Source organism: Limnohabitans sp. (assembly GCF_023910625.1).
In the GTDB taxonomy this organism is placed as follows: domain Bacteria; phylum Pseudomonadota; class Gammaproteobacteria; order Burkholderiales; family Burkholderiaceae_C; genus Limnohabitans_A.
Genome location: NZ_JAAVVW010000003.1, coordinates 431,175 through 457,759 on the forward strand (window position 1 = coordinate 431,175; position 26,585 = coordinate 457,759).

Below are 26,585 nucleotides of genomic sequence, written 5' to 3' on the forward strand. Positions count from 1 at the left end.
TCAAAAATGCAAACGCCCGCTGTCCTCGTTGCCGCACCTGCCTCCGGCCAGGGTAAGTCCACGATCACCGCTGCATTGGCGCGTCTGCATGCGCGCGCCGGCATGCGGGTGCGGGCTTTTAAGTGTGGGCCGGATTTTTTGGATCCGATGTGGCTTGAGCTGGCCACGGGCCAGCCGGTGCACAACATAGATTTGTGGATGACAGGTGAAGACGATGTGCGGACTCGCCTTCATGAAGCTGCGCGAGATGCAGACCTGATCATCGTAGAAGGGGTCATGGGTCTGTTCGATGGCGAGCCCAGTGCGGCGGATCTGGCGGGGCGGTTTGGGTTGCCCGTGTTGGCGGTAATCGATGCGTCTGCCATGGCGGGCACGTTTGGCGCACTGGCGTTTGGCTTGCAGCACTACCGCCCAGGCTTGCCCTGGGCCGGTGTGTTGGCCAACCGCGTGGCCAGCGAGCGGCATGCGCAGATGCTGCAGGCGGCATTGCCCGTCGGCGACGCGCATGCACCGTCCACCTGGCTGGGCGCCGTGATGCGTGACCCGGCCTTCAAGCTGCCTGAGCGCCACTTGGGCCTGACGATGGCCAGCGAGCTGCCCGATGCGCTGGCCCGGCTGGATGCCGCAGCCGACGCTTTGCTGGGCACGCCGCTGGGCCAGATGGATCGGGCGGCGCTCGGGCGCTGGGCGGTCGAATTTGAACCGCCGCGAGAGGGACCGCCCGTGGCGCCGTTGCTGGCCGGCAAAACGGTGGCCGTGGCGCGTGACGCAGCTTTTTGCTTCATCTATGCCGCCAACCTTGACACCTTGCGCGCGCTGGGTGCGCTGGTGGTGTTTTTTTCGCCGCTGGGCAACGAGCCCGTGCCCTTTTGCGACGCGGTGTGGTTGCCCGGTGGCTACCCTGAGCTGCACGCCAACACCTTGTCGACAGCGCACACCAGCCGCGACAGCCTGGTAGCCCATGTGGGCGCAGGGCGCCCGGTGTGGGCCGAATGTGGCGGCATGATGGTGTTGTTTGACGCCATCGTGGACCAGCAGGGCCAAAGCCACGCGGTGTGGGGTTTGCTGCCCGGCGTGGTGCGCATGCAGCCCCGGTTGGCTGCGCTGGGTCCGCAAAAGCTCAGCTTGGGTTCGGGCGAACTGCGCGGCCACACTTTTCATTATTCGCGCTGCGAAACGGTGCTGGAGCCTGTGCTGCACACGGCATCAGCGAGCGGTGGCGCGGTGGGTCTGGGCGAGGCGGTGTACCAGCGCGGTGCCCTTCGCGCCAGCTACTTCCACGCCTGGATGGCCTCCAGCCCGGCGGCTGCAGCCGCCTTGTTTTTACTGGAGGATTTGTCGTGAACCTCGGCCCACAACGCATCGTCTGCCTGACTGAAGAAACCACCGAGTGGCTTTACCTGCTGGGGCAAGAGCACCGCATTGTGGGCATCAGCGGTTACACCGTGCGCCCGCGCCGAGCGCGTGAAGAAAAGCCCAAAGTGAGCGCGTTTCTGACCGCCAAGGTGGACAAAATCTTGGCCCTGCAGCCCGACTGTGTGTTTGGATTTTCTGACCTGCAAGCCGACATTGCGGCGTCGCTGATACGCGCAGGCGTGCAGGTCACGGTGTTCAACCAGCGCAGCGTGGACGAGATTTTTTCCATGCTCTACCAGGTGGCGGCGACGGTGGGCTGTGCTGACGACGGGCTGGCGCGTATCGTGGTGATGCGCCAGCGACTGGAGGTGATCCGTGCTGAAGTGGCCGCGCTGGAAGCCACAGGCAAGCGCCGCCCGAAGGTGTTTTTTGAAGAGTGGGACGAGCCGCACATCAGCGCTATTCGTTGGGTGTCTGAGCTGCTCGGTGTGGCAGGTGGCGACGATGTGTTTCCCGAGCTGGCCTGCGAGTCGTTGGGTAAAAACCGCATCATTGCCGACGGTGCCGATATCGTGCGCCGCAACCCGGACATCATCATCGGTTCGTGGTGCGGCAAGAAGTTTCGGCCAGAAAAGGTGGCGGCCCGTGCGGGCTGGCAAGACGTGGCGGCGGTACAGACCGGGCAGTTGTTCGAGATCAAGTCAGCCGATATTTTGCAGCCCGGCCCGGCGGCGCTTACCGACGGTGTGGCGCAGATGCACCGCATCGTGAAGAACTGGATGGCGCGATGAACATTACACACAGCGAATTCGTGTTGGGCGGCCAGAAAAGCGGCAAGTCGCGCCGCGCTGAAATGCTGACCAGCGACTGGCTAAGCGCTGCACCCAGCCATCGGGCGGTGCTGATCGCCACGGCGCAGCCCTGGGACGATGAAATGCGTGAACGCATCGTGCGCCACCAACTGGACCGAGCGCGGCGCGTGCCGGGCATGGCCACTGTGGAGGAACCCTTGGCGCTGGGTGCGGCTTTGCGCCAGCACAGCGCACCGCACACGATGGTGGTGGTGGACTGCCTCACGCTGTGGCTGACCAACCAGCTCATGCCAGCCGACCCCATCCAGTCGGCCAGCGCGGACGGCTGGCAGACGGCCTGCCACGCCCTGTGCGGTGCCGTTGCTGCGGCACGCGGCCCTGTGGTGCTCGTGGGTAACGAAATTGGGCTAGGCGTGATTCCGATGGGGCGCGATGTGCGGGCCTTTGTAGACGCTTTGGGTCAGCTGAACCAGGCGGTGGCCGCTGCATGCGACCGGGTCACGCTGATGGTGGCGGGCCTGCCGCTGGTACTGAAAGGTGCAGCATGAACACAAGCAAGTGTTGGAGTGTGCTGTGGGTGTTCTTGGCGGGCTGGGCATTGTTGTTGGACAGCGTGCACGCGGCTGGGCTGCAGGTGACGGACGACCGGGGTGTGACCGTGCGCTGGGACGCGCCACCACAGCGCATTGTTTCGCTGTTGCCCTCGCTGACCGAGACGGTGTGTGAGCTGGGCCAGTGCCACCGCCTTGTGGGGGTGGACCGTTACTCGAACTGGCCAGCGGCCATCGCCGCGCTGCCGCGTGTGGGTGGCGGGATGGACCCGAACGTGGAAGCCATCGTGGCATTGCGGCCCGACGTGGTGTTGCTGGCGCAGTCCTCGCGGGTGGTACAGCGGTTGGAGTCGCTGGGGCTCAAGGTGGTGGCCCTGGAGCCCAAGAGCCATGCCGATGTGCAGCGCGTGCTGGGCAAGGTGGCGCAAGTGGTGGGCGTGGACGCGCAGGCCACCCAGCGCATCTGGCGGAACATTGACGCGGCGGTGTCGGCGGCTGCGCAGTCGCTGCCGGCGCGCGTGAAAAACACCCGCGTGTACTTTGAGGTGAACCGGGCACCCTATGGCGCGGGCACATCGTCTTTCATTGGCGAGACGCTGACCCGGCTGGGTGTGCAAAACATCGTGCCCGCCAGCCTGGGGCCGTTTCCCAAGCTCAACCCGGAGTTTGTGGTGCGCGCCAACCCCGACGTGATCATGGTGGGCGACCGCAACTTTGAGGGCATGACGCAACGCCCAGGTTGGCGCAGCATCCGTGCCGTGCGGGAAGAGCGGCTGTGCGTGTTTGCCAACGACGAATCCGACGTGTTGGTGCGCCCCGGCCCGCGCATGGCCGAGGCCGCCCGCCTGATGGCACGCTGTCTGCAGGAAAAAGCGCCGTGAACACCGCCACCTTGCACCCGCCATTGACAGATGCTCGGGCAACTTCTGCGCGCCCGCTGTGGCTGGCTGTGGGCCTGGTGTTGTGCGGCGGCGTGCTGGCGGTGCTGGGCCTGGGCGTGGGCAGCACGGGGCTGGAGTCCGTGTGGAACATGCTGGCCGACCCGGTGGCGGCGCAGATTGTGTGGGAGATTCGCGCGCCACGAACCGTGGGCGCGTTTGCCGCCGGCGCCTTGCTGGGGCTGGCGGGCGCGGTCGCTCAGGGCTTGTTTCGCAACCCCTTGGCCGATCCGTTTTTGCTGGGCAGTGCCTCGGGTGCCTCGCTGGGTGTGGCGCTGGCCCTGGCGGGGCTGGGCGTGTCGCCTTTTGCCACCGGTTGGGTGGTGCGCATGGGGCTCACCGGCGCGGCTTTTGTGGGGGCGGTGATGGCGGTGCTGCTCACGCTGGCGCTTGCGCGTGGGGTGCAGCACACGCTGCGGCTGCTGCTGGCCGGAGTGGTGGTGGGGGTGGTGCTGGGTGCGCTCACCTCGCTGGTCACGCTCACCACGCCCGATATTTTGCAGGCCATGCAGGCTTTCATGTTGGGCTCTACCGGGTTTGTGGGCTGGGCGTCTTGCGCGTTGATGGCTGGCATTGGTTTCGTGTGCCTGTTGTTGTCCTGGGGCTTGTCGCGCGTACTCGACGGGCTGGCGCTGGGCGAGTCCACCGCGCTCAGCCTGGGTCTGCCGCTGGGTCCGCTGCGCGCGGCGTTGGTGGGTGTGCTGGCCCTGGCCACCGGCACCGCCGTGGCGCAAACTGGGCTGATTGCCTTTGTGGGCCTGGCCGCGCCGCACCTGGTGCGCGCGGTGGTGAAAACCACCCACGGCTGGTTGGTGCTGCTGGCAAGCTTGATGGGCGGCGTGCTGCTGATGCTGGCCGACACCCTGGCACGTGGCCTGCTGGCCCCCCAAGAGCTGCCTGTGGGCGTGCTCACGGCGGTGCTGGGCGGGGGTTATTTGCTGTGGCTCATGCGCAAACGGGTGGGGTGATGCCATGCTGAACACAGCCATCACCGCACAGCCACAACCCGTTGCCGCATTGCAAGCGGTGAACCTGCATGCCACGCTGGGTGTCGGCTACAACGAGCGCCATGTTCTGCAGGGTGTGAACTTGGCCCTGAGCGCTGCCCGCTGGACCAGCATCGTCGGTCCCAATGGCGCTGGCAAGTCCACCTTGCTGCGTGCGCTGGCGGGGGTGTTGCCTTGCCAGGGCGATGTGTTGTTGCACGGCCAGCCCATGGCGAGCATGGCACCGCGCGAACGTGCCCGGGCTCTGGCCTGGCTGGCGCAAAGCGGAGCCGGTGAAGCCAGTGCCGACGACCTCACGGTGTACGACGTGGCCTTACTCGGGCGCCTGCCGCATCAAGCTTGGCTGGCCCCACCCGGCCCAGCCGACCACGCTGCGGTGGAGCGCGCGTTGCGCCAGACCCAGGCCTGGGACTGGCAGTGCCGCCCTTTGGGCGCGCTGTCAGGCGGCGAGCGCCAGCGCGTGCTGCTGGCGCGGCTGCTGGCGGTGGAAGCCGACGTATTGCTGATGGATGAACCGCTGGCCAACCTAGATCCGCCGCACCAGGCCGACTGGATCGCGCGGGTGCGCAGCCTGGTGGCGCAGGGCAAAACCGTGGTCAGCGTGCTGCACGAAATCACGCTGGCGCTCATGGCCGACGAGGTGGTGGTAATGCAGCAGGGCTGCATTGTCCACGCCGGTTCTACCCACGAAAAAGCGGCGCATCGGGCTTTAGAGGCAGTGTTTGAACACCGGATCTCCATACACGCCTTGGGTCAGCGCTGGGTGGCTTTGCCCAATTGAATTCGTTTGTAACTTTGATTGGACATCAAACCATGGAAATTGAATCCGCACCCACTGAAAAGCGCTATGAGAAGCCCGAAGGCGAACGTCGTGGTTTATTGATCGTGAACACGGGCGACGGTAAGGGCAAAAGCACGGCTGCCTTTGGCCTGGCCTTGCGCGCATTTGGCCGCACACACGTGCACGGCAAGCTGGTGAAAATTTTTCAGTTCATGAAGGTGCCCTCAGCGCGCTTCGGCGAGCACCGCATGTTCGAGCAGCTCGGTATTCCGATTGAAGGCCTGGGCGATGGGTTCAGTTGGAAAAGCCAAGACTTGGAGCATTCCGCCCAGTTGGCGCGTGACGGTTGGGAAAAAGCCCGTGCAGCCATCATGAGCGGCGACTACTTCATGGTGACCCTTGATGAGCTTACCTACCCGCTGATCTACGGCTGGTTGCCCCTGGAGGGTGTTTTGCAAACCTTGCGTGATCGGCCAAAACATACCCATGTTGTGATCACGGGTCGACGCTGCCCCGAAGAGATCATTGAGTTGGCCGATACCGTGTCAGAAATTAAGGTGGTCAAACATGCCTTCAAAGCGGGTATTCCGGCACAGCGCGGCATTGAAGACTGACGATCATGCCAGCCCTATTCCACTTACTTTATAAACCCCGACCGCACAACATGCATACACAAGCGAATGACTGAACTCATTATTTGCACCACTTGTCGCACCACCGACACACCAAGAGAGCACCGTGCAGCGGGAGACATCTTGCTGGAGGCTGTGCAGGCTGCACAGGCTTTTGGAGAACAGCCGAAATGGGCGATGGTCACCGTGCGTGCCATGGCCTGCCTCGGTGGCTGTTCGCGTTCTTGTACCGCCGCTTTTCAGGCCCAAGGCAAGCACAGCTATCTTTTTGGTGATTTGGCCGCTACAGATGATGTGGCGCAGCAATTGCTCGACTGCGCAGCCCTGCATCAACTAGCACCAGATGGTGCCTTGCCGCGAGAAAGTCGTCCCTCGGCCTTGGTTGGCGGCATGCTTGCCCGTTTGCCCCCAGCGTTGTAGCCATTCGTTATGACCTTGCAACTCATCGCTCAGACCCTGCTGACGCAGCCTTCTTGGTCGGTTTTGGCAGGTGCTACGGTTATCGCTTTAGGGCTAGATTGGTGGCTGGGCGAGCCACGTGAGCGTTGGCACCCAGTCGTGTGGATGGGTCATTATTTGGGCATTGTCGGTGCACTTATCGCACCTTTGTCCGGTACTCAGCTTTGGCCGACACGCGAGTTATTGTCTGGCCTGCTGGCTTGGAGTTTAGGTGCCATATTGGTGACCACTTGCGCCTTTTTTTTGAATTGGGTTGCAGTGCAAATACCTTTACTTTGGATTCAAATTTTTTTGCTGGGCTTGCTGCTCAAACCCTTGCTGGCCTGGCGCATGTTGCGCGATGAGGTGCAAGCTGTCGAAACGGCGTTGGATGCGTCACTGGCTGACGGACGCGCACGCTTGGCCTGGCTGGTGAGCCGCGATGTGACCACCTTGGACGCTGCCCAGGTGCGCGAAAGCGCCATTGAAACTCTGGCCGAAAACCTCAACGACTCGGTGGTGGCCCCGCTGTTCTGGTTTGCCGTGGCCGGCTTGCCGGGCGCTGCGTTGTATCGCTTTGCCAACACGGCTGATGCCATGTGGGGCTACCTTGGGGAACGGCATGGCCGTGACTGGACTTGGGCAGGCAAGTGGGCGGCGCGGGCTGACGATGTGTTGTCCTGGGTGCCCGCGCGCATCTCGTCGGTGCTGATCTTGGGGCAGGGTAAGTTGGGGCTTTTGCGGCATTTGAGTTCTCACGCGCGATCAACACCGTCACCCAATAGCGGTTGGCCCATGGCCGCCATGGCGCTGGCTTTGGACGTGCACTTGGCCAAGCCTGGCGTGTACACGCTGCATCCCGCAGGGCGCAGCCCGCAAGCGGCAGACACCGCACAGGCACTGAAGCTGGCGGGTCGTGTGGTGGGCGCGCTGGCGGGGCTGGCGCTTATCGTATGGGTGGCAGGACTGTTGGGGCCAGTCGTATGAACACGGCAACGCAGCCATTGCACGGCGGGCCAGATGCCCAAGGCGTCCCGCCATGGGACTTCTCCACCAACGCCAACGCGTGCGGTCCGTGCCCCATGGCGCTGGCCGCGCTGGCGCTGGCCGACGCGCAGCATTACCCCGACCCAGCTTACACCCACTTGAGTGCAGTGCTCGCCGATTTTCATGGGGTGGCCGTTGAACGAATTGTGATGGCTGGAAGCGCCAGCGAGTTCATTGCCCGCATCACCGCAGCGGTGGTGCGCGCGGGTGGGAAAACCGTGTGGCAACCCGCGCAGGCTTATGGTGACTATGCGCGGGCCGCAGCAGCCTGGGGCTTGCAGGGTGTGGCAGATCCGGCCGCAGCCGATTTGCTGTGGCTGTGTGAGCCATCGAGCCCGCAAGGCGCGGTCGAACACCGGGCGCAGGCCGTGGCCAATCAGGGCGGCGTGGTGGTGCTGGACCGTGCTTACGAGCCTCTGCGCCTGGCAGGCCGTTGTAGTCTGGACGCTGCCGCCCTGAATACCGTTTGGCAACTCTGGTCTCCCAACAAAGCGCTGGCCCTCACCGGCGTGCGCGGGGCGTATGCCATTGCGCCGCTGGGAGCCAGCGCACTGCAAGCAACACTGGAAAGCTTGGCACCTTCCTGGCCGCTGGGTGCCCACGCCGCAGCCATGCTCAGCGCCTGGATGCAGCCCGAAACGCAGGCTTGGCTGGCGCAGAGCCGGGCGCAATTGCGCGGCTGGAAAACGCAGCAACTGGCTCTGTTGCGAAGCTTGGGCTGGGTTTGCCTGCCCAGCGATTCCAACTATTTGTGCGTGCAGGCACCCGGGCCGTTGAACGTGTCCGTTTTGCGCGCGCAGGGCATCAAGCTGCGCGACACCACTTCCATGGGCCTTCCGGGCCACTGGCGCCTTAGCGTGCAGCCGCCTGCTGCGCAGGCTGCTCTGGCGCAAGCCCTTCACAGTCAACAGGTGACCACCGCATGACGGCCGTTTGCGTCATGGTGCTCGGCACCACCAGCGGCGCTGGCAAAAGCTGGCTCACCACTTCGCTGTGCCGCCACTACGCCCGCCAGGGCCTGAAGGTGGCACCGTTCAAAGCGCAAAACATGAGCAACAACGCGCGAGTGGTGGCCGGAGTATCGGGTGAACAGGGTGAAATCGGAAGCGCGCAGTACTTCCAGTCCCTCGCAGCCAGGGCCGAACCGAATGTGCGTATGAACCCGGTGTTGCTCAAACCCGAGGCCGACACGCGCAGCCAGGTGGTGCTGATGGGCGAAGTCAGCCCCGAGCTCAGCGATATGCCGTGGCGCGGACGCAGTGAAAAGGTCTGGCCGCACATCACCGCCGCGCTGGACGGCCTGCGGGCTGAAAACGATGTGGTGGTGATCGAGGGTGCCGGTTCGCCGGCCGAGATCAACCTGCACGCGAGCGACATCGTGAACATGCGCGTGGCACGCCACGCGCAGGCGCGCTGCCTGCTGGTGACCGACATCGACCGGGGCGGCGCGTTTGCCCACCTGTACGGCACCTGGGCGCTGCTGCCACCGGACGAGCGCGCGCTGATCCACGGTTTTGTGCTCAACAAGTTTCGCGGTGACGCTGCGCTGCTGGCGCCCGGCCCGCAGATGCTGCAAGACCTGACCGGTGTGCCGGTGATCGCCACCCTGCCGATGTGGTGGCAGCATGGTTTACCCGAAGAAGACGGTGTTTTTGATGACAAGACCCGCGCAGCGGGTGCGGTGACCAAGAGCGTGGCTGTTATTGCCTACCCGCGCATCAGCAACCTCGACGAGTTTCAGCCGCTCAAGAACGTGCCGGGTGTGCACCTGGTGTGGGCGCGTACCCCGGCCGACTGCGCCAGGGCCGACTGGATCGTCCTGCCCGGCTCCAAGGCCACTGCCGCCGATCTGGCTTGGTTGCGTGTGCAAGGCCTGGACCGTGCCGTGGCCGACCATGCCGCGCACGGCGGGGCGGTGCTGGGCATCTGCGGCGGGTTGCAAATGCTCGGCGAGGCGCTGATCGACACCCACGGCATCGAGCCCATGGCGTTGGGCAATGCGCCTGGCTTGGGCCTGCTGCCGCTGGTAACCGCTTTCGACGCCGATAAAACCGTGCGCCGCACCACGGCGACCTTTGACGGGCTCACCGGCCCTTGGGCCGCGCTCTCGGGCACCACCGCGTCCGGCTATGAAATTCACCACGGGCAGACCGCGCAGCACCCGGCCATGGCCGCAGGGGGCGATGTGGCGCGCGAAGTGATGCCCGGCCTGGCCTGGCAAAACGCCGCTGGCAACGTGCTCGGCTGCTACCTGCACGGCCTGTTTGAAGAACCCGCGGTGTTGCGCGCCCTGTTTGGTGCGGCGGTGCCTACGCTGGAGACTGTGTTTGACGGGCTCGCCGATTTTCTTGAACAACATGTCGAGCCCGGTGTGCTCGACGCCCTGATCAAAAAGGACTGAACCATGATCTTCGCCATTCCCACCATTGACGACATTACCCAGCCCGCGCTCGCCGCGCGCCTGCAAAACCTGTTGGACAACAAGACCAAGCCGGTCGGCTCGCTCGGGCAGATCGAGCGGCTCGCGCAGCGCATCGGCCTGGTACTGGGCAGCGAGACGCCCACGCTGACGCATCCGCAACTGGTGGTGTTCGCCGGAGACCATGGCCTGGCCGCACGCGGAATTTCGGCCTACCCGAGCGACGTGACCTGGCAGATGGTCGAGAACTTCTTGGCAGGCGGGGCGGCCGTCAGTGTGCTGGCGCGGCAACACGGCCTTGGCCTCAAGGTGGTGGATTGCGGCGTGCGTCACGACTTCGCGCCCCGCGCTGGACTGTTGATCGCCAAAGTGGCGCACGGCACAGCCGATGCGCTGGAGGGCCAGGCGATGACGCCTGAGCAATGCGACCAGGCTATGGCCAACGGTGTTGAGCTGGTGAGGGTTCTGAAGGGCAACGCGCTGCTGCTGGGAGAGATGGGCATTGGCAACACCTCGGCTGCCTCGTTGCTGATGAGTCGTCTCACGGGTTTGGACATTGTGGACTGCACAGGGGCCGGCACTGGGTTGGATGCTGAGGCTGTGCAGCGCAAGATCGGTGTTCTGGGTCAGGTGCTGGCACGCCATCCGCACGCGGCGGAACCGCTAACAGCCTTGGCAGCTTTCGGCGGTTATGAGATCGCGACCATGGTTGGCGCGGTGCTGCAAGCCGCGGCCGAGCGACGAGTGATCGTGGTGGACGGCTTCATCACCAGTTCGGCCGTGCTGGTGGCCAGCAAGCTGAAGCCGAACGTGCTGCAGCGCTGCGTGTTCGCCCACCGCTCAGGCGAACGCGGTCATGCACTGTTGCTGTCCCACCTCAAGGCCGAGCCCTTGCTGGACCTGGGGCTGCGCTTGGGGGAGGGCTCGGGTGCGGCTTTGGCATGGCCACTGCTCTTGAGTGCCTGCGCTATCCTGCGAGAAATGGTCAGCTTCGAGTCCGCCGGGGTGTCTCGGCAGAACGAAGCCCCTGCCGCAGCACGTTGAGATCATGTCCTTTATTCGTCACTTTTTGATTGCCATCCAGTTCTTCACCCGCATCCCAATCGATGGGCGGCTGGCAGACTGGGTTGGCTTTTCGCCGGCCATGCTGCGCGACAGCGCAGCGCACTTTCCCGGTGTGGGCTGGGTGGTTGGTGGGTTGACGGCGCTGGTGTTCTGGGGTCTGGTTCATGTGCTGCCTGTTCAGCCTGCGGCATCTTGGGTGGCGGCCGTGTTGAGCACCGCTTTCAGCGTTTGGTTGACAGGTGCTTTTCACGAGGATGGTCTGGCCGACACGGCCGACGGCCTGGGTGGTGCAGTCAGTCGGGAACGTGCGCTGGACATCATGAAGGACTCGCGCATTGGCAGCTATGGCGCCATCGCACTGGTGTTGGCCCTGATCGCCAAAGTGCTGCTGCTGGGCCTGCTGGTGCAGGCTAGTGGGGCGCAGCAGGTGGCCTGGGCGCTGTTCGCAGCGCATGTCAGCTCGCGGCTGATGCCGCTTTTTGTGATCCGCACCCTGCCGCATGTGGGCGACACTGCTCGGTCCAAGAGCAAGCCGCTGGCCGAGAGCATCTCGACCGCTGGGCTGTTGGCTGGCCTGGCTTGGTGGGCTGCCGCGATGGCACTGGCAGGCTGGATGGCGCCGGGCATGCCTTGGCTGCCCGCGGTGATGGGTGCCTTGGTCGGCCTGGCCTGGATGTGGCGTTTGTTGCAGCGGCGTCTGCAAGGCTTCACCGGCGACGGCTTGGGTGCCACTCAGCAGCTCAGCGAACTGCTGTTCTACCTAGGCCTGGCACTGGCCCTTTGAGGAGGCGCTCATGAAACTTTGGCTTTTGCGCCACGCGCGTGTCTCGCTCGATGCGGGTCTGTGTTATGGCGCAAGCGACGTGCCGGCCGATGTGGGCCTGACCCGGCAAGCGGCTAAATCCGCTGCCACGCTCCTGCCGCTGGGTTTACCGGTGTGGGTGTCGGGCATGGGCCGGGCGCAGCAGCTGGCAAGCGAGCTGTACCAATTGCGCCCCGATCTGCAGCCGCCGGTCGTCGATCCACGCCTGAACGAAATGGATTTCGGCTGCTGGGAACTGCAACGCTGGGATGCCATCCCTTGCTCTGCCTTTGACGACTGGATGGCCGACTTCGCCCATCACCGCTTTGGCGGTTCCGAAAGCTCGCAGGGGGTGATCGATCGTGTGGCTAACGCGATCGACGAACTCAGGCATCAACGGGTGGCTGAGGCGGTGTGGGTGACACATGCTGGTGTGATTCGCGCAGCCAACTTTCTGGCAACCTATGGGCGCATCACAATTGCCGATGTGGGCCAATGGCCGATAGACGCACCAGCCCAAGGAGGACATCAGGTGCTGGACTGCTGAGCTCAGTGAGTTTTGTGCAGGGCTTCCAATGCGCCGACCCAGCCACACGCCACGCCATTGAAGCCGTGTTCAACCACGGCATCCGTATCCGCTCCGACCCTTGGACGGCCAGTGGGTGGTGAACTGCGGTTGGCCCAGGCGTTCAGCGCTTTGAGGGGGTTGCCGCAGGGGCAGGTTTCAACCACTTGCTGTCTGACCTCCGGTCTGTGGCGTTTCTGGCTTTGCCGGCATCTTCCAGGCTGAGCAAGGTGTCTACGTACACCATGAAGCGGCTCAGGTAGTCCGGGGAAATATCGCGCATCAGGCCCAGGGAACGAAGCACCAGCATGTGCGAGTTGATGGGGCCGGCATTTTGTGGGGCTTGGGCGATGGCCTGGCTGACTTGTTTTTGCGTGCTGATTTTGCCCAGTTGTTGCCGAAACTTGCGCACGCGGGGGTTTTCGGAGCCGGGGGCATTGACCAGGGACAAGCGCTCGCCGCAGTCACGGCTGGACATGGCTTGCAGCAATGCGGCCAGGGCAGAGGGCTTTGTTGGGGCTTGTTCGTCGGTGGCATCGCTCTGTGCTTGGCGGGTGGACATGCGCGAGAGAAGTTGGTCAAGGGCTTGCTGCAGCGTTTGCTCCAGCAGAGACTGCACCGCAGGTGTTTGTGCGATGGTGCGCAGGGCCAGTGTTTCGATGTGGTGCCAGGCGACCGGGTCAAAGCGATCTGCACCCATTGCACGCATCGAGTCCAGCACAGCCAACACCTTGGGGGTCATGGAGTGCGGCCGCCTGGTGACGCATCAGGAGCGTTTTTTGCTTTGGGCACAGGCGCCATTTCGACGCGACGGTTTTGGGCGCGTGCTTGTTCACTGGTGTTGGCCACCAGGGGTTGCTCTTGGCCAAATGCGGCAGCGAACAAGAAGGACGAGGGCATGCCCTCTTCGATGAGGGTGCGGGTGACTGAGAGGGCGCGCTGGGCTGAAAGTTCCCAATTGTCGGCAAACTCGCGGTTGCTGCTGCTGACCGCCTTGTCGTCGGTGAAGCCGCTGACCATCAACATTTCCTCGCGCGTTTGGAGGTAGCTGCGCAGCGGCGGCACCAGACTTTTGAGCAATTGACGGCCTTCGGGTTCGAGTTGGTCAGAGTTAAAACGAAACAGCAGTTTGCCGCTGATGCCGATGCGGCCATTGTTCAAGGTGATGCGACCGCTGGCCAGAGGAGCCGCCAGGGCTTGCTCGAGCGACAGTCGTTTTTGCTCTGCCACCTGCCGTTTTTCGACCTCGTTTTCGAGTTGTGAGGCCATGTCCAGTTGTGCCGCCATCACGGCCACCAAAAGCAGAACAAACGCACCCAGCAGGCCGGTCATGAGGTCGGCAAACGAGATCCAGGTGGTCGACATGGAGTCGATGTCTGCGTCGTGATCGCGCATCAAACGGCCTCCTTGGTGGTTGTGGCAGATGGGTGATGCAGTGCTTGCAGCACATCTTGTTGCGAGGTGATGCTCAGGTCGATGATCTCCCGGGCTTGTGCCACGTAATAGGCCAGTTGCTCGTCGCTGCGGGTCATCGATTTGTCGATGGCTTGCTCGATGTGTTGCAACTGAGACATGAGTTTGTCGTTGGTCTCGCTGAAACTGCGCACGGCAAAGCCCATGGCTTGGCCCAGGCTGGCCACGTCAACGGCGCTGGCCGTGACCTGGGCGGCGATATCGCCCAGCTTGCCCGTCTCGGCTGACACATGCGCCTGGAACTGTTCGCTGGTGTTTGCCAGCGAGTTTTGACTCGTCACCAGCAGGGCGTCGATCACGCCACGTTGTTCGGTGGAGGCGTGGTGGATGGTGTCAAGCAAAGTCCTCAAAGTCTCCAGAATGCGGGTGCGCTCATCGAGCAAGGCGTTGTCACGCGCTGCGCTTTGAGAGATTTCCTCGCGCATTTGTCCGATGACTTCGGCAGCGGCTTTGGGCGCTTTGCTGGCGGTTTCGATCAGTCGGGTGATGGGCTCTTCGAGCGCCTGGCCCAGTGAGCTCAGGTGCTTGCTGACCTGCGCCTGCAATTGATCCAAGCGTGCCACGGCGGCTTGGCCACGTGTCTCCTCGGTTTCGCGCAGGGCAGACAGTTCTGTTTGTAGCACTTGCGCCAGTTCGTTGGCGCGTTGGCTGTGCAGGCGGGTCCATTCGACTTCTGAGGCCATGCGCGCTTGCACCAGCGCCTCACTGCTGGCCATCAGGCGGGTGACTTCGGCCAGCGTTTGGGTGGCCTGGGTCTGGCTGTGGGTGGTGATCTGGTGTGCCGTTTGGGTCAGCGTATCGCAAATGGACTGTTGCTGCGCCAGGGTCTTGTCGCCCACGCTTTGCCACTGGCTGTGCAGTTCATTGGCCAGTCTTGAAAGTGCGGCCTGCCAGGCTTGTTGGCGCGCTTGTTCGGCGCTGTCTTGCTGGGCTTGGTGCTCTGTTTGCGCGGCTTGCAACTGCGCTATCAAGGCTTGTGCACTGCGCTCAGCGTTTTGGCTGAAGTTGTGCAAAGTTTGGCCCACTTGATCGGTCATGCGGGTGTTGGTTTGTTCGTGGTGGGCGAGGCTGTCCGCGCTCGTTTGTGCCACTGCAGCGGCGACGGTGGCCATTTGGCTGTTCAGCTCGCCCAGGTGTGCCTGGGTATGGTCCAGCAGCTGCGCGTTGATGTTTTTCGCTTGTGCGGCCATTTGTGCCAGGGTGTCCTGCACGACAGGGCGAATGCCCTCGCTGGCCAACTGCAAACTTTGGCTCAAGCTGGTGCGCAGTGACTGGTCCACCGATTGTGCCAAGCCAGTGTAGGCCGCTTGTACATCGGTGTGAAAACGCGCCTGGTTGGCCAACAGGCTTTGCTGCCATTGCTCGCTGTTTTGCGTCATTTGCGCCATCATGGCCTGCAATTGCGAGAGAATTTGGGGAAGGGCTTGGGCTTGTTGTTGCAGGGTGACGAAGCTTTCCTGGCGCTGGTGCACTAATGAAAACCGGCGCAGCCGGGTGGCAATCAGGGTGTCCAGGGTATGCGAGGCCTGAGTCCGTTCGCGGCGCGCCAAATGGTTCATCAGGCCCAGCATGGCCGAGGTGGCCACGCCCGCCACCGAGGTTCCAAATGCCAGGCCCAAGCCTTTGATGGGCTCGGAAAACGCGGCCCGGATGCCAGCCACGTTGCTGGAGCCCTCCAGGGCAAACACCGCACCATTGAGCGTGACCACCATGCCCAAAAATGTGCCCAGCATGCCCAGCATGACCAGCAGGCCCACCAGATAAGGCGTGAAGGTGGGGCCGGGCAAAGCAAGGCGTTCGCCGTTGATGCGCTGGCGCACCGGGTTTTGCAGGCCTGCTGGAAGCGTGATCAACCAGTCGTTCAGTTGCACCAACTCTCCCGGCGTGTTGTCCAGCGCCTGTTTCAAGGCGCTGGTGGTGGTGCGGTATTGGTGCAACTCGATTGCGCCAAAAACATACACCGCGCCGATCAGGGTGGCCATTGCCAACACCAATGGGTGAGAACTGGCCACGGCAGTCATGACCCAGACAATCGCCAACAGGCCCAGAGCAAAGGACAGCAGAAATGAAGAGCGTTTCATGGTGAGGTGGTGTGTTCTTGTTGAAAGGCTTCCAGCAGGCCCAGCGTAGGCTGGAGCCTGGTGTCCAGTTCGGCCATCAGCGCGCTGCGCATGGCTTGTTGCAGTGGCATCAGCCAGATGCCGGGGGTCACGGTTGTGGTTGCCCGGGGGCCTGAAACGGATGGTTTTTCGGGTTCTGCGAGCGACTTGAGGTGGTGTTTCAGCGCTTGGGCAAAGCGCTTTTCGTGCAGCTTGGCCACTTTGCCCAGCAACAGGTCCTCGCGTACGCCCAGAATGCTGTCAAAGGCTGCATCGAGTGCCGCAAGTTGTTGCAGCGCCGGGGTGCTTTGGGCCAACTGCCCCCTCACTTGGATGCGCAGGGTGCGCAGGCTCGTTTCCATTTGCCGCTGGTGTGCGGCATAAAACCGACGGTAGGGCTCAAAAGCGGTTTTGGGCTCGATCGGCTCATCCAGCTCGGGTGTAGGCATGTCGATGCGTGTCAGGCCCGAGCCGGGGCGCGCGCCTTGCGCGATGGATTGCTCCAGTTGGCTGCGTACCTGGTTCACATGCCGGGTCAGTGTGTCGGCGTTGACGGGCGCTGCCCGCCGCTGTGACACGAGCGCAGCTGGGCTCTGCTGTTCTGGGTGCAGCACAGCGTGCAAGGCAATGGCCTGGCGAAAGTTCAGCCAGTCGGCCAGTTTTTGTCCCACATCGTCCCTGGCCGGGGCGGCGTCAAGCAGAGCGTTTTCGGTCAAAAAGCGCGTCAGGCGGGAGCTGTTGAAGTGGGTACGCGGCTGGGCTCGCGTCATGGGCGATTCGGTTTTGGGTTGGACAGGCCATCAAAGCCGCAGGCTCTTGAGGCAAGGGCGGTCGATGCCGACCATCAGGGGCTGCCCGTAGCGGACAGAACGGCAAATTTTACCCGCCCGCGAGGGTACACCTTGGCGCCCAAAAAATGCCGCAGAATGCAAATGACCAAGCAGTCAAGCCGTTTTGGGTTTGAAATCGCAAAACGTCGCCACCGCACATTGCCCGCAAAGCGGTTTACGGGCCTGGCACACATAGCGCCCGTGCAGGATCAACCAGTGGTGGGCATCCACCACATACTGGGTTGGAATGCGTTGGAGCAACTTGAGCTCTACCGCCAAAGGCGTTTTGCCCGGGGCCAAGCCCGTGCGGTTGCCCAGGCGAAAAATGTGCGTGTCCACCGCCATGGTGGGCTCACCAAAAGCAGAGTTGAGCACCACATTGGCGGTTTTGCGGCCCACGCCGGGCAGGGCCTCCAGCGCTTCACGGGTGCGGGGCACTTGGCCGCCGTGTTGTTCCACCAAAATGCGGCAGGTCTCCATCAGGTGTTTGGCCTTGCTGCGGAACAGGCCAATGGTCTTGATGTGGTCCTCCAGTCCTGCGAGGCCCAGCGCCAGGATCTTTTGCGGCGTGCCCGCCACCGGAAACAGTTTGCGTGTGGCCTTGTTCACGCCCACGTCGGTGGCCTGGGCCGACAGCAGCACAGCGGCCAGCAGCTCGAACACGCTGGTGTATTCCAGCTCCGTCACGGGCATGGGGTTGGCCGCTTGCAGGGTGGCAAAAAAAGATTCGATCTGGGCGGGCGTCATGGCGGTTGGAACTGGGGATGTGGATGTTGGCAAAATGAGGACCAATTCAACCCGGAAAGATACACCACCATGCCATTGCAATTTGCCGACCGCCTGAACAACGTCGAAACCTCCGCCATCCGCGAGCTGTTCAAGCTCTTGGGCAAGCCCGGCATCATCAGCTTTGCGGGCGGCTTTCCCGACAGCGCCATGTTTGACGTGGACGGCATCCGCGAAGCCAGCAACGCCGCGCTGAGCCAAGACCCCGGCGCGGCCCTGCAGTATGGCGCGACCGAAGGCTTTGGTCCGCTGCGCGAGCAACTGGCCCACGTCATGGCCCAAAAGGGTGCCCATGACGTGACCGCAGACCAGCTGATCGTGACCACCGGCAGCCAGCAAGGTCTGGATTTGATCGGCAAAACCATGATCAGTCCCGGTGACAAGGTGATCGTGGAAGGCCCGACTTTTTTGGCCACCATCCAATGCTTTCGCCTGTATGGGGCCGAACTCATCAGCGCCCCGGTGGACGGCCACGGCGTGAAGACCGATGAGCTGGAAAAGCTGATCGCCGAGCACAAACCCAAGTTTGTGTACGTGATCCCCACCTTTGGCAACCCCAGCGGTGCCTTGCTGAGCGCCGAGCGTCGCAAGCAAATTTTGGAGATGGCGGTCAAACACCAGACCCTGATCGTCGAAGACGACCCGTATGGTGATTTGTACTTTGGCGAAGCCCCGCCGCCCAGCCTGCTGGCCATGAGCGCATCCGTGCCCGGCAGCCGCGAGCTGTTGGTGCATTGCGGCTCGCTGTCCAAGGTGTTGTCGCCCGGCCTGCGTGTGGGCTGGATGGTGGCACCGCCCGAGTTGCTGACCCGCGCCACCATGTGCAAACAGTTCAGCGATGCGCACACCAGCACCTTTGCTCAGGCCACCGCCGCGCAATACCTTTTGGCGGGCCGCATGCCCGCCACGCTCGACAAAGTGCGCAGCGTGTATGCCCAGCGCGCCCAAACCATGGGCAACGCGCTGCGCCGTGAGTTGGGCGATGCGGTCGAGTTTGTGCAGCCGCAAGGCGGCTTGTTTGTTTGGGCGCGCCTCACAGGTGCGGGCGGCAAGGTCAATGATGGCAATGTGTTCGCCAAAAGCGCCATCGCGCAAGGCGTCGCCTTTGTGCCGGGCACACCGTTCTTCTGCGCCCACCCCGACCACGCCACCTTCCGTTTGAGCTTTGCCACCGTGGGCGAAGACAAGATCCTCGAAGGCGTTGCGCGCCTGGCCAAGGCTTTGTAAACCATGGACAAGCAGGAGCGGTGCATCACCGTCAACGGCACCGAAGTCTGGCTGCAAGGGCAGGGCGACGAAGTCATCCTCATGCTGCATGGCTGGCCCGACACCCGCGCCCTGTGGGACGGCACCGTGGCCGCACTGCAAGACCGTGCCAGCTGTGCCCGCCTGACACTGCCTGGCTTTGAGACGGGCCCTGCCGCCACCAGCTTGGACGACATGTGCCAGCTCTTGCGTCAGATCGTGGACCGCATCAGCCCCGACCAGCCCGTGACGCTCATACTGCACGACTGGGGCTGCGTGTTTGGCTACGAATTGGCCATGCGCCACCCAGAGCGCGTGGCCCGTGTGGTGGCGGTGGATGTGGGGGACCACAACTCGGGTGCCCTGCTGCGCGAATGGGGTTTGAAAGAAAAGCTGTCCGTCATGGGCTACCAAGTGTGGCTGGCCTTGGCCTGGAAGCTGGGCGGCAACTTGGGCACCCGCATGACCCGCGCCATGGCCCGCTGGCTGCGCTGCCCCACGGACCCAGCCTCGATCACCCACAAGATGAATTACCCCTATGCCATGCAGTGGTTCAGCACGGCAGGCGGCTTTAAGCGAGCGGCACAAATTCAGTTGCCCCAGCCGCTGCTGTTTGTCTACGGCGAGCGCAAGCCTTTCATGTTCCATTCGGTCCAATGGTTGGAGAAGGTTGCATCCACCCCCGGCAGCGTCGTGCAGGGCTTGCCCTGTGGGCATTGGGTCATGGTTTCGCGGCCCGAGGCGTTTCATGCCAGGGTGCGTGCTTGGCTGTGGGGCGAGCCTTGAGGGCCTGCGCATGAAACCCGAAGACCTGATGAAACTGGTCAATACGCCCATGCCCTTTGGCAAACACAAAGGCATGTTGATCGCCGATTTGCCCGGCAATTACCTGAACTGGTTTGCGCGTGAGGGTTTCCCCAAAGGCGAGGTCGGGCAGCTATTGCGCTTGATGCAAGAGATCGACCACAACGGCTTGAGCGATTTGCTCAAACCCTTGCGCAACAACCAGGTCTGCGGCTTCAGTTCCGACTTCTCACTTGGTCCATGCCCTGAAAGTCGGAGCTGAATCTCCAACCTACAGGAGTCATTCAGGGTTTGACGACTTCCAGCAATCGATCCAGTCCGCCTTGCTGAATGGCGACCATCGCCTGCTCGCGCACCTTGGGCTTGGCGTGGTAGGCCACCGACAAACCGGCGGCGCCCATCATGGGCAGGTCGTTGGCACCATCGCCCACGGCGATGCACTCGTGCGGCTCGATGCCCAGCAGGCTGGCCACTTCGATCAAGGTGCGGCGTTTTTCTGCGCCGTCGCAAATGTCCCCCCAGCTTTGCATGACCAGGCCCCCCGTGAGTGTGCCGCCCGCGATCTCCAGCCGGTTGGACCGGGCAAAGTCGATGTTCAGACGCGCTTTGACCCGGTCGGCAAAAAAAGTGAAACCGCCCGAGACCAGCAGCACCTTCATGCCCGCTTTTTGGCAGGCCGATATCAGCTCGGCAGCGCCGGGGTTGATCTTCAGGCGCTCGGTGTCAACGCGCTCCATGTCGGCCAGCGTGACGCCCTTGAGCAGGGCCAGGCGGCGGCGCAGGCTGTCTTTGTAGTCGGAGATCTCGCCGCGCATGGCCGCTTCGGTGATGGCGGCCACCTCGGCCTTGCGGCCCACGGCATCTGCGATCTCGTCGATGCACTCGATGCTGATGAGCGTGGAGTCCATGTCAAACGCGATCAGCTTGAACTGTGACAGCGAGAGTGGGGCGGTGAAGCCCTGAATGGCAAGGCCGGGGGCAAACTCGGTGGGGGAGGGGTTGGGGGCGGAGGTGGCGGTGGTCATAGCCGACATTATCGGGGCTGGGCCATCACGTTTTGGGCCACACAGCAGCCTGTGTCAACAGTTCATCCCAATCGCCCGGTGGGTATCCGCTGTCCAGCATTTTGCGAAACACGCGGTAGGCATCGTCCGCGTATTCGTAGGCACGGCGCGAGTCCTCGTCATTCACCCACACCAACACAATGATGCGGCTGGCCGCATGGAAGCGAAAAAACAGCCGGGACTGTTGAAAGAACTTGGCCCGAAACCAATGCCGGTGGGCATCGCCCAGGGTGTTGCCCTGCCGGTATTCGGGGCGGGCGGGGTCTTGTGGAATCACCTCAAACGCCAGCTGCCAGATGGCGGCCAGCCGCTTGGTCGCTTTCTTGCGGGTGTCGCTCTCTGGGTCTTTGGTTTGGAGTGCCTCGACCTGCGCCGTCAAAGCCTGCAACTGCGTCACCCACAGCGGATGGGCAAAGACTGTCCAGCCGTTCACCACCAGGGCTTGGGTGGTCTGGCTCATTCATCGTCTGCCAACAGCGGCGCATCCAGGTCAACAGCCACGCCCGCCGTCAACGCCTGCACGCGCTGCAGCAGCGCAGGGTCCAGCCCTTGCAGGCGCTCAGGGTGCTGGGTCATGTCGCTGGCCAAAAAGCTCAAAAACGCACCGAGCGCCGGGTCGGTGTCGGTATCTGCTGCGCGGGTCAACAGCACATGGCCATCGGGCTGCACGGTGTAGCGCAGCTTGTCGCGCTTGCCCAAGTTGAGCGCCTTGCGCACGGCATCGGGCACCGTGGTCTGGTAACGGTCGGTCAGGGTGGATTCGGCGGCGATCAGGGCAGGCATGGGCGGCTCCAAGGAGGAAGCCAAAATGGTAATGCAATTGCATTGCCCGTGCAGTGTGTCTGAATCTGAACCGTATTAGCCAGATAGAATCCGGTAAGAATTTTCTGGAGGTTGCATGAGCACCACCCTCACAGTCAAAGGCCAGGTCACCATCCCCAAGCCTATTCGCGACGCCATGGGTTTGACCCCCGGCACCTCGATTGACTTTGCCGTGAACCGCAACGGCGAAGTGGTGCTGCACAAAGCCGACAGCGGCAAGGCCACCCGCAAGGCCAAGCTCCAGCCCGACCGCTTTGAAGCCGCCCGTGGCAAGGCCGATGTGGCTTGGAAAACGCAAGACCTGATGGCCTTGCTGCGCTGCTGAGCCGATACGCCACATGCTGGTCGACACCAACGTCCTGGTGGACGTGCTTGAAAACGATCCCACTTGGGCCGACTGGTCCATTGCGCAACTGCGCGCCCAAGCGCAAATCCACCGCCTGGTCATCAACCCCGTGATCTACGCCGAACTGTCGCTGACCTTCAGCACCGTGGAAGCGCTGGACGCCACGCTGGCCGACTTGCAAATCCCGGTGATCGACACGCCCAAGCCCGCGCTGTTTTTGGCGGGCCGATCAGCAACTTGCGCAACTGAAACCAAGCAAGCAAGTGTCCGTTGCGCTCATTGCAAGGCTTGCAGCACTGCAGCTGGATTGCGGTCTATGACATTCAGCAACACCAGTGAGGCCCCGCTGGGTGAACGATCCCCACGTTCCCAATGACGGAGGGTGGCGACCGAAAAACCAAAACGGGCGGCAAATTGCTCTTGCGTCAGACTCAGGCGTTGGCGCAGGCGACACACATCAACCGCATGAGGTTGGTAGAGCTTGACGCCAGCTGCTTTGTTGTCTTTGGTTTTGGCGTGAGCGACAGCCTCAATCAGGCCTTGTTTAATGCTGTTGAATGCGTTTGTCATGTTTTTTCCTTTCAGTTCTCTATCCAAAGTTGCACCAGTAATTCGGTCAGACCGGCCAGCTCATTGCGATGGGCTTTGCTGATGTTGGCACGCTCGTTTTTGGCAAACAGGGTCAGTAGGTAGAGCGGCATCCGTTCGCTGTGAACGTAATAAATGACGCGAACCCCACCCGATTTGCCTTGTGCGCCTCGTCCCCAGCGCAGTTTGCGGATGCCACCCGTGCCCTCCATCAAGTCACCTGCTTTGGGGTGCGCCGCCAAGTAGTTGATGATGTCCGGGCGCTCAGATGTACTCAGCAGTTTTTCAGCGCGACGGATGTATTCGGGCAGCTCTGCGATGGTCAGCATGACGGATATTCTAATCCATTGGATTATTTTTTGGAGCCGTTCCGGTTGCTCGGTTTGTTAACGGCAAATCCATCAGCATGCCCTTTGTGCCAAGCTTCAACATGTTTTAGCGATTGACTATGCCATCGATGTTTCTGTCTTCGGCGTCCCCAAACTCCTGAGCACATCCCGCACCATCTGCGCCCGTGCCTTGGGGTCGGGCAGTTCGCGTTCGATGCGGATTTTGTCGTTGCCCGCCAGCTTGATGTGTTTGTTCTTTTGGATCAAGCCGATGATGGCCATGGGGTCTATGGGCGGGTTGGGCTTGAAGGTGATCTGGATGACGCCGGGGGCGGCATCGACCTTGATGACGCCATAGGGCTGGGTCAGCACGCGCAGGCGGTGCACATCCACCAGGGTTTGGGCTTGCGGGGGCAGTTTGCCAAAGCGGTCCACCAGTTCTTCGAGCAAGGCGTCGATCTGGTTGCTGGTTTTGGCGGTGGCCAGCTTTTTGTAGAACGACAAGCGCAGGTGCACGTCGCCGCAGTAGTCGCCCGGCAGCAGGGCGGGGGCGTGCAGGTTGATGTCGGTGGTGACCGACAGGGGACTGAGCAAATCGGGTTCTTTGCCCATTTTCAAGCAGCGCACGGCTTCGGACAGCATCTCGTTGTACAGCTGAAAACCCACTTCGAGCATGTTGCCGCTCTGGTTTTCGCCCAGCACTTCGCCCGCGCCACGGATCTCCAGGTCGTGCATGGCCAGATAAAAGCCGCTGCCCAGTTCTTCCATTTGCTGGATGGCGTCGAGCCGCTGGGCGGCTTGTTTGGTCAGGCCCTCGATCTCGGGCACCATCAAATAGGCATAGGCCTGGTGGTGTGAGCGGCCCACGCGCCCGCGCAGTTGGTGCAGCTGGGCCAGGCCGAATTTGTCGGCGCGTGAAATCACGATGGTGTTGGCCGTGGGCACGTCGATGCCGGTCTCGATGATGGTCGAGCACAGCAAGATGTTGTAACGCTGGGCCACAAAGTCGCGCATCACACGCTCCAGCTCGCGCTCGGGCATCTGGCCGTGGGCCACGGCGATGCGGGCTTCGGGCAGGATTTCTTCAAGCTTTTGACGGCGGTTTTCGATGGTCTCGACCTCGTTGTGCAAAAAGTAGCACTGCCCGCCGCGCTTGAGTTCGCGCAGCACCGCCTCGCGGATCACGCCCGTGCCCTCGTTGCGCACAAAGGTCTTGATGGCCAGGCGGCGCTGGGGCGCGGTGGCGATCACGCTCAAATCGCGCAGGCCCTCCAAAGCCATGCCCATGGTGCGGGGGATGGGCGTGGCGGTGAGCGTGAGCACGTCGACTTCGGCCCGCAGGGCCTTCATGGCCTCTTTGTGGCGCACGCCAAAGCGGTGTTCTTCGTCGATGATGAGCAGGCCCAGGTCATGGAACTTGGTGGATTCGCTCAGCAGCTTGTGTGTGCCGACCACAATGTCCACTGTGCCATCGGCAATGCCTTTGAGGGCGGCGGTGACTTCCTTGCCCGACCTGAAGCGCGAGACCTCGGCTACCTTGACGGGCCATTTGGCAAAGCGGTCTTTGAGGGTTTGGTAATGCTGCTCGGCCAGCAGGGTGGTGGGGGCCAGAATCGCCACTTGTTTGCCGCCGGTCACCGCCACAAAAGCGGCGCGCAGCGCCACTTCGGTCTTGCCAAAACCCACATCGCCGCACACCAAGCGGTCCATGGGGCGAGGGCTGATCATGTCTTGGATGACGCAGTGGATGGCTGCCTTCTGGTCGGCGGTTTCTTCAAAGCCGAAATCGTTGGCAAAGGTTTCGTAATCCTGTGGGCTGTAGCGGAAAGGGTGGCCCTCGCGTGCAGCGCGGCGGGCGTAGATATTGAGCAACTCGGCGGCCGAGTCGCGCACCTGCTCGGCGGCGCGGCGTTTGGCTTTTTCCCACTGGCCCGAGCCCAGCTTGTGCAAAGGCGCTTCGTCGGCGCTCACGCCCGTGTAGCGGCCAATCAACTGCAACTGGCTCACCGGCACATACAGCGTGGCATCGCCCGCGTATTCGAGGTGCAAAAACTCTTGCAGGGCGGGCGTGCCGTCCTCGTTTTTTTGGCCCATGTCCATGTTGACCAGACCCCGGTAACGGCCAATGCCGTGCTGGCTGTGCACCACCGGGTCGCCCACGTTCAGCTCGCTCAGGTCTTTGATCAGCGCTTCGACGTCGCTGACCTGTTCTTGCTTTTTGCGGCGGCGGGTGGTGGCCCCTGCGGCAAAGAGTTCGGTTTCGGTGACCAGGTCCATGCCGTGCTCAAACCAGTGAAAACCGCTGACCAAGGCCGCCGTGGCCATGCCGACTTTTTCGTCGCTGGTCAAAAAATCTTCAAGGCTGTCGAAGACCGGTGGCGTGAGGCCGCTGGAACGCACAAAGTCAAGCAGGCTTTCGCGGCGGCCATCGCTTTCGGCCAGGATCAGCACGCGGGTTTTGCTGCTGTGGATGTGCGCTTGCAACCGGGCCAGAGGGTCTTCGGCACCGCGCATCACCGTCAGATCGGGCAGGGGCTGGGCCAGGGCGTTGTTCTCAACGTCGTCGGTGCCGGTTCGCAGTGCCAACTGGGCATGGCCGTTGGTCAGCGTGTAGAACTGCTCGGCGCTCAAAAACAGGGTGTCGGGCGGCAGCACCGGCCGCTCGGGGTCGCCCTGCACCAGGCGGTAGCGGTCTTTGGTGTCTTGCCAAAAGCGCTGGAATGCGGGCTCCAGATCACCATGCAGGACCACGGTGGCCGCATTGGCTTGAGTTGCATGGGGGCCCGCGCCCAGGTAGTCAAATACGGTGGCGGTTTCTTCAAAGAACAGCGGCAGGTAGTACTCGATGCCCGCCGTGGCCACGCCGTTGCCCATGTCTTTGTAGATGCGGCTTTTGGTCGGGTCGCCTTCCAGCAGTTCGCGCCAGCGGCTCCTGAATCGCGCTCGGGCCGCCTCGTCCATCGGGAACTCGCGCCCGGGCAGCAGGCGCACTTCGGGCACGGGGTACAAGCTGCGCTGGCTGTCGGGGTCAAAGGTGCGGATGGAGTCGATTTCGTCGTCAAACAAATCCACCCGGTAAGGCACCGGTGAGCCCATGGGGAACAAATCGATCAAACCACCGCGCACCGCGTATTCACCGGGGCTGACCACCTGGCTCACATGCGAATAACCCGCCAGCGTGAGCTGGGCCTTGAGCTGGGCTTCGTCGAGCTTTTGTTTGACCTTGAACTCGAAGGTGTAGCCCGCCAAAAAAGAGGGTGGAGCCAGCCGATACAGCGCGGTGGTGGCGGGCACCAGCACCACGTCGGCGCTCTCGGAGTGGTTGCGCTGTTTGATGCGCCACAGCGTGGCCAGGCGCTCGCTGATCAGGTCTTGGTGTGGCGAGAAGCTGTCGTAGGGCAGGGTTTCCCAGTCGGGGAACATCACGCAGCGCAGGTTCGGGGCGAAAAACACCAACTCGTCCAGCAGGCGCTGGGCGTCGGCCGCGTCGGCGGTGACGATGGCGGTGAGCTTGCCCGCCTTTTTTTCGCGCTCGGCCAGCTGGGCCAGCAACACGGCATCGGCCGATCCCACGGGGCGGGGCAGGGTGAAACGTTTGCCGGTGATGAGGCTGGGCAGTTGCATGGTGGCGATGGGCAAAGGCGAAAAGAAAAAGCAAAACACCCCCCGCCGGGATGGAGGGGGGTGAGCAAGTGGTCAAACGCTTCGATTGTAGGAGGGCCAAACGGGCAAGGCCTTAGCACAAGGCGATGTCCTTGATGGCGGGTTGGGACGATCCATGCTCTG

General features: G+C 62.7%; 30 protein-coding genes. 19 read left to right on the forward strand and 11 right to left on the reverse strand.

Annotated elements, in window-relative coordinates; genetic code table 11:
• The first annotated feature begins 6 nt into the window (after positions 1 to 6).
• The 14 genes from HEQ17_RS05140 (at position 7) to HEQ17_RS05205 (ending at position 12,395) form a co-directional block, all read left to right on the forward strand.
• A complete protein-coding gene (locus tag HEQ17_RS05140; RefSeq protein ID WP_296291745.1) occupies positions 7 to 1,344 on the forward strand; it encodes a cobyrinate a,c-diamide synthase in 1,338 nt (445 codons plus the stop codon).
• Positions 1,341 to 2,147 (forward strand): ABC transporter substrate-binding protein, encoded by an 807-nt coding sequence (locus HEQ17_RS05145; protein WP_296291746.1) that lies wholly within the window; start codon positions 1,341 to 1,343, stop codon positions 2,145 to 2,147. The genes HEQ17_RS05140 and HEQ17_RS05145 overlap by 4 nt, the downstream gene beginning before the upstream one ends.
• Complete coding sequence (locus HEQ17_RS05150) at positions 2,144 to 2,716, forward strand: bifunctional adenosylcobinamide kinase/adenosylcobinamide-phosphate guanylyltransferase (protein ID WP_296291747.1); 573 nt, start codon at positions 2,144 to 2,146, stop codon at positions 2,714 to 2,716. Before HEQ17_RS05145 ends, HEQ17_RS05150 begins: the two co-directional genes overlap by 4 nt.
• Complete coding sequence (locus HEQ17_RS05155) at positions 2,713 to 3,600, forward strand: ABC transporter substrate-binding protein (RefSeq protein WP_296291748.1); 888 nt, start codon at positions 2,713 to 2,715, stop codon at positions 3,598 to 3,600. Before HEQ17_RS05150 ends, HEQ17_RS05155 begins: the two co-directional genes overlap by 4 nt.
• Before the next feature lie 56 nt (positions 3,601 to 3,656).
• Entirely contained in the window at positions 3,657 to 4,625 is a 969-nt protein-coding gene (locus HEQ17_RS05160) for an iron ABC transporter permease (protein ID WP_296293678.1), read from the forward strand.
• A gap of 4 nt (positions 4,626 to 4,629) precedes the next feature.
• The gene (locus HEQ17_RS05165) at positions 4,630 to 5,445 is read left to right on the forward strand and encodes an ABC transporter ATP-binding protein (RefSeq protein ID WP_296291749.1); all 816 of its coding nucleotides are present in this window, start codon (positions 4,630 to 4,632) and stop codon (positions 5,443 to 5,445) included.
• A gap of 32 nt (positions 5,446 to 5,477) precedes the next feature.
• Positions 5,478 to 6,059 (forward strand): cob(I)yrinic acid a,c-diamide adenosyltransferase, encoded by a 582-nt coding sequence (gene cobO, locus HEQ17_RS05170; protein ID WP_296291750.1) that lies wholly within the window; start codon positions 5,478 to 5,480, stop codon positions 6,057 to 6,059.
• 66 nt (positions 6,060 to 6,125) lie between these two features.
• Entirely contained in the window at positions 6,126 to 6,497 is a 372-nt protein-coding gene (locus HEQ17_RS05175) for a DUF1636 domain-containing protein (protein WP_296291751.1), read from the forward strand.
• A gap of 9 nt (positions 6,498 to 6,506) precedes the next feature.
• Complete coding sequence (gene cbiB / locus HEQ17_RS05180) at positions 6,507 to 7,502, forward strand: adenosylcobinamide-phosphate synthase CbiB (protein ID WP_296291752.1); 996 nt, start codon at positions 6,507 to 6,509, stop codon at positions 7,500 to 7,502.
• Positions 7,499 to 8,488: an aminotransferase class I/II-fold pyridoxal phosphate-dependent enzyme gene (locus HEQ17_RS05185; protein ID WP_296291753.1), complete on the forward strand. Its 990-nt coding sequence runs from the start codon at positions 7,499 to 7,501 to the stop codon at positions 8,486 to 8,488. Before cbiB ends, HEQ17_RS05185 begins: the two co-directional genes overlap by 4 nt.
• Complete coding sequence (locus HEQ17_RS05190; protein ID WP_296291754.1) at positions 8,485 to 9,963, forward strand: cobyric acid synthase; 1,479 nt, start codon at positions 8,485 to 8,487, stop codon at positions 9,961 to 9,963. Before HEQ17_RS05185 ends, HEQ17_RS05190 begins: the two co-directional genes overlap by 4 nt.
• A gap of 3 nt (positions 9,964 to 9,966) precedes the next feature.
• Entirely contained in the window at positions 9,967 to 11,025 is a 1,059-nt protein-coding gene (gene cobT / locus HEQ17_RS05195) for a nicotinate-nucleotide--dimethylbenzimidazole phosphoribosyltransferase (RefSeq protein WP_296291755.1), read from the forward strand.
• A gap of 4 nt (positions 11,026 to 11,029) precedes the next feature.
• Positions 11,030 to 11,830: an adenosylcobinamide-GDP ribazoletransferase gene (locus HEQ17_RS05200; protein WP_296291756.1), complete on the forward strand. Its 801-nt coding sequence runs from the start codon at positions 11,030 to 11,032 to the stop codon at positions 11,828 to 11,830.
• A gap of 10 nt (positions 11,831 to 11,840) precedes the next feature.
• Entirely contained in the window at positions 11,841 to 12,395 is a 555-nt protein-coding gene (locus HEQ17_RS05205; RefSeq protein WP_296291757.1) for a histidine phosphatase family protein, read from the forward strand.
• A 142-nt stretch (positions 12,396 to 12,537) separates the two neighbouring features.
• Here the strand turns inward: HEQ17_RS05205 and HEQ17_RS05210 are convergent, their stop codons facing one another.
• The 5 genes from HEQ17_RS05210 to nth all read right to left on the reverse strand — a co-directional run bounded on the left by HEQ17_RS05210 (position 12,538) and on the right by nth (position 17,562).
• The gene (locus tag HEQ17_RS05210) at positions 12,538 to 13,155 is read right to left on the reverse strand and encodes a DUF2894 domain-containing protein (protein ID WP_296291758.1); all 618 of its coding nucleotides are present in this window, start codon (positions 13,153 to 13,155) and stop codon (positions 12,538 to 12,540) included.
• On the reverse strand, positions 13,152 to 13,808 hold the full coding sequence (locus HEQ17_RS05215; protein WP_296291759.1) for an OmpA family protein: 657 nt from the start codon (positions 13,806 to 13,808) through the stop codon (positions 13,152 to 13,154). The genes HEQ17_RS05210 and HEQ17_RS05215 overlap by 4 nt, the downstream gene beginning before the upstream one ends.
• On the reverse strand, positions 13,808 to 15,967 hold the full coding sequence (locus HEQ17_RS05220) for a hypothetical protein (RefSeq protein ID WP_296291760.1): 2,160 nt from the start codon (positions 15,965 to 15,967) through the stop codon (positions 13,808 to 13,810). The genes HEQ17_RS05215 and HEQ17_RS05220 overlap by 1 nt, the downstream gene beginning before the upstream one ends.
• Positions 15,964 to 16,755, reverse strand: coding sequence for a DUF3348 family protein (locus HEQ17_RS05225; protein WP_296291761.1), 792 nt, complete (start codon positions 16,753 to 16,755; stop codon positions 15,964 to 15,966). The genes HEQ17_RS05220 and HEQ17_RS05225 overlap by 4 nt, the downstream gene beginning before the upstream one ends.
• 174 nt (positions 16,756 to 16,929) lie before the next feature.
• Positions 16,930 to 17,562 (reverse strand): endonuclease III, encoded by a 633-nt coding sequence (gene nth / locus HEQ17_RS05230; protein ID WP_296291762.1) that lies wholly within the window; start codon positions 17,560 to 17,562, stop codon positions 16,930 to 16,932.
• Positions 17,563 to 17,631: 69 nt separating this feature from the next.
• Here nth and HEQ17_RS05235 point away from each other — a divergent pair, with 69 nt between their 5' ends.
• The 3 genes from HEQ17_RS05235 to HEQ17_RS05245 are packed head-to-tail and all read left to right on the forward strand — an operon-like array spanning position 17,632 to position 19,912.
• Positions 17,632 to 18,828 carry a PLP-dependent aminotransferase family protein gene (locus tag HEQ17_RS05235; RefSeq protein WP_296291763.1) on the forward strand — a complete coding sequence of 399 codons (1,197 nt, stop codon included), beginning with the start codon at positions 17,632 to 17,634 and terminating at the stop codon, positions 18,826 to 18,828.
• A 3-nt stretch (positions 18,829 to 18,831) separates the two neighbouring features.
• Complete coding sequence (locus HEQ17_RS05240) at positions 18,832 to 19,632, forward strand: alpha/beta hydrolase (RefSeq protein ID WP_296291764.1); 801 nt, start codon at positions 18,832 to 18,834, stop codon at positions 19,630 to 19,632.
• Positions 19,633 to 19,642: 10 nt separating this feature from the next.
• Positions 19,643 to 19,912 carry a DUF3820 family protein gene (locus tag HEQ17_RS05245; protein WP_296291765.1) on the forward strand — a complete coding sequence of 90 codons (270 nt, stop codon included), beginning with the start codon at positions 19,643 to 19,645 and terminating at the stop codon, positions 19,910 to 19,912.
• A 22-nt stretch (positions 19,913 to 19,934) separates the two neighbouring features.
• Here HEQ17_RS05245 and serB read toward each other — a convergent pair whose 3' ends face one another.
• Genes serB through HEQ17_RS05260 form a run of 3 tightly spaced genes read right to left on the reverse strand, consistent with a single transcriptional unit; the run spans position 19,935 to position 21,497 of the window.
• Complete coding sequence (serB, locus tag HEQ17_RS05250) at positions 19,935 to 20,675, reverse strand: phosphoserine phosphatase SerB (RefSeq protein ID WP_296291766.1); 741 nt, start codon at positions 20,673 to 20,675, stop codon at positions 19,935 to 19,937.
• A gap of 25 nt (positions 20,676 to 20,700) precedes the next feature.
• Positions 20,701 to 21,174, reverse strand: coding sequence for a type II toxin-antitoxin system YhaV family toxin (locus HEQ17_RS05255; RefSeq protein WP_296291767.1), 474 nt, complete (start codon positions 21,172 to 21,174; stop codon positions 20,701 to 20,703).
• The gene (locus HEQ17_RS05260; RefSeq protein WP_296291768.1) at positions 21,171 to 21,497 is read right to left on the reverse strand and encodes a type II toxin-antitoxin system PrlF family antitoxin; all 327 of its coding nucleotides are present in this window, start codon (positions 21,495 to 21,497) and stop codon (positions 21,171 to 21,173) included. The genes HEQ17_RS05255 and HEQ17_RS05260 overlap by 4 nt, the downstream gene beginning before the upstream one ends.
• Before the next feature lie 115 nt (positions 21,498 to 21,612).
• On the opposite strand from HEQ17_RS05260, the gene HEQ17_RS05265 reads away from it, so the two are divergent.
• Both HEQ17_RS05265 and HEQ17_RS05270 read left to right on the forward strand, forming a co-directional pair.
• A complete protein-coding gene (locus HEQ17_RS05265) occupies positions 21,613 to 21,861 on the forward strand; it encodes an AbrB/MazE/SpoVT family DNA-binding domain-containing protein (protein WP_296291769.1) in 249 nt (82 codons plus the stop codon).
• A 13-nt stretch (positions 21,862 to 21,874) separates the two neighbouring features.
• Entirely contained in the window at positions 21,875 to 22,258 is a 384-nt protein-coding gene (locus HEQ17_RS05270) for a hypothetical protein (protein WP_296291770.1), read from the forward strand.
• Here the strand turns inward: HEQ17_RS05270 and HEQ17_RS05275 are convergent.
• From HEQ17_RS05275 to mfd, 3 genes are all read right to left on the reverse strand, one after another.
• Entirely contained in the window at positions 22,159 to 22,452 is a 294-nt protein-coding gene (locus tag HEQ17_RS05275; RefSeq protein WP_296291771.1) for a helix-turn-helix domain-containing protein, read from the reverse strand. The two genes, HEQ17_RS05270 and HEQ17_RS05275, sit on opposite strands and share 100 nt — an antisense overlap.
• 11 nt (positions 22,453 to 22,463) lie before the next feature.
• Positions 22,464 to 22,799 (reverse strand): type II toxin-antitoxin system RelE/ParE family toxin, encoded by a 336-nt coding sequence (locus HEQ17_RS05280; RefSeq protein ID WP_296291772.1) that lies wholly within the window; start codon positions 22,797 to 22,799, stop codon positions 22,464 to 22,466.
• A 117-nt stretch (positions 22,800 to 22,916) separates the two neighbouring features.
• Positions 22,917 to 26,423 (reverse strand): transcription-repair coupling factor, encoded by a 3,507-nt coding sequence (mfd, locus tag HEQ17_RS05285; RefSeq protein ID WP_296291773.1) that lies wholly within the window; start codon positions 26,421 to 26,423, stop codon positions 22,917 to 22,919.
• Positions 26,424 to 26,585 lie beyond the last annotated feature (162 nt).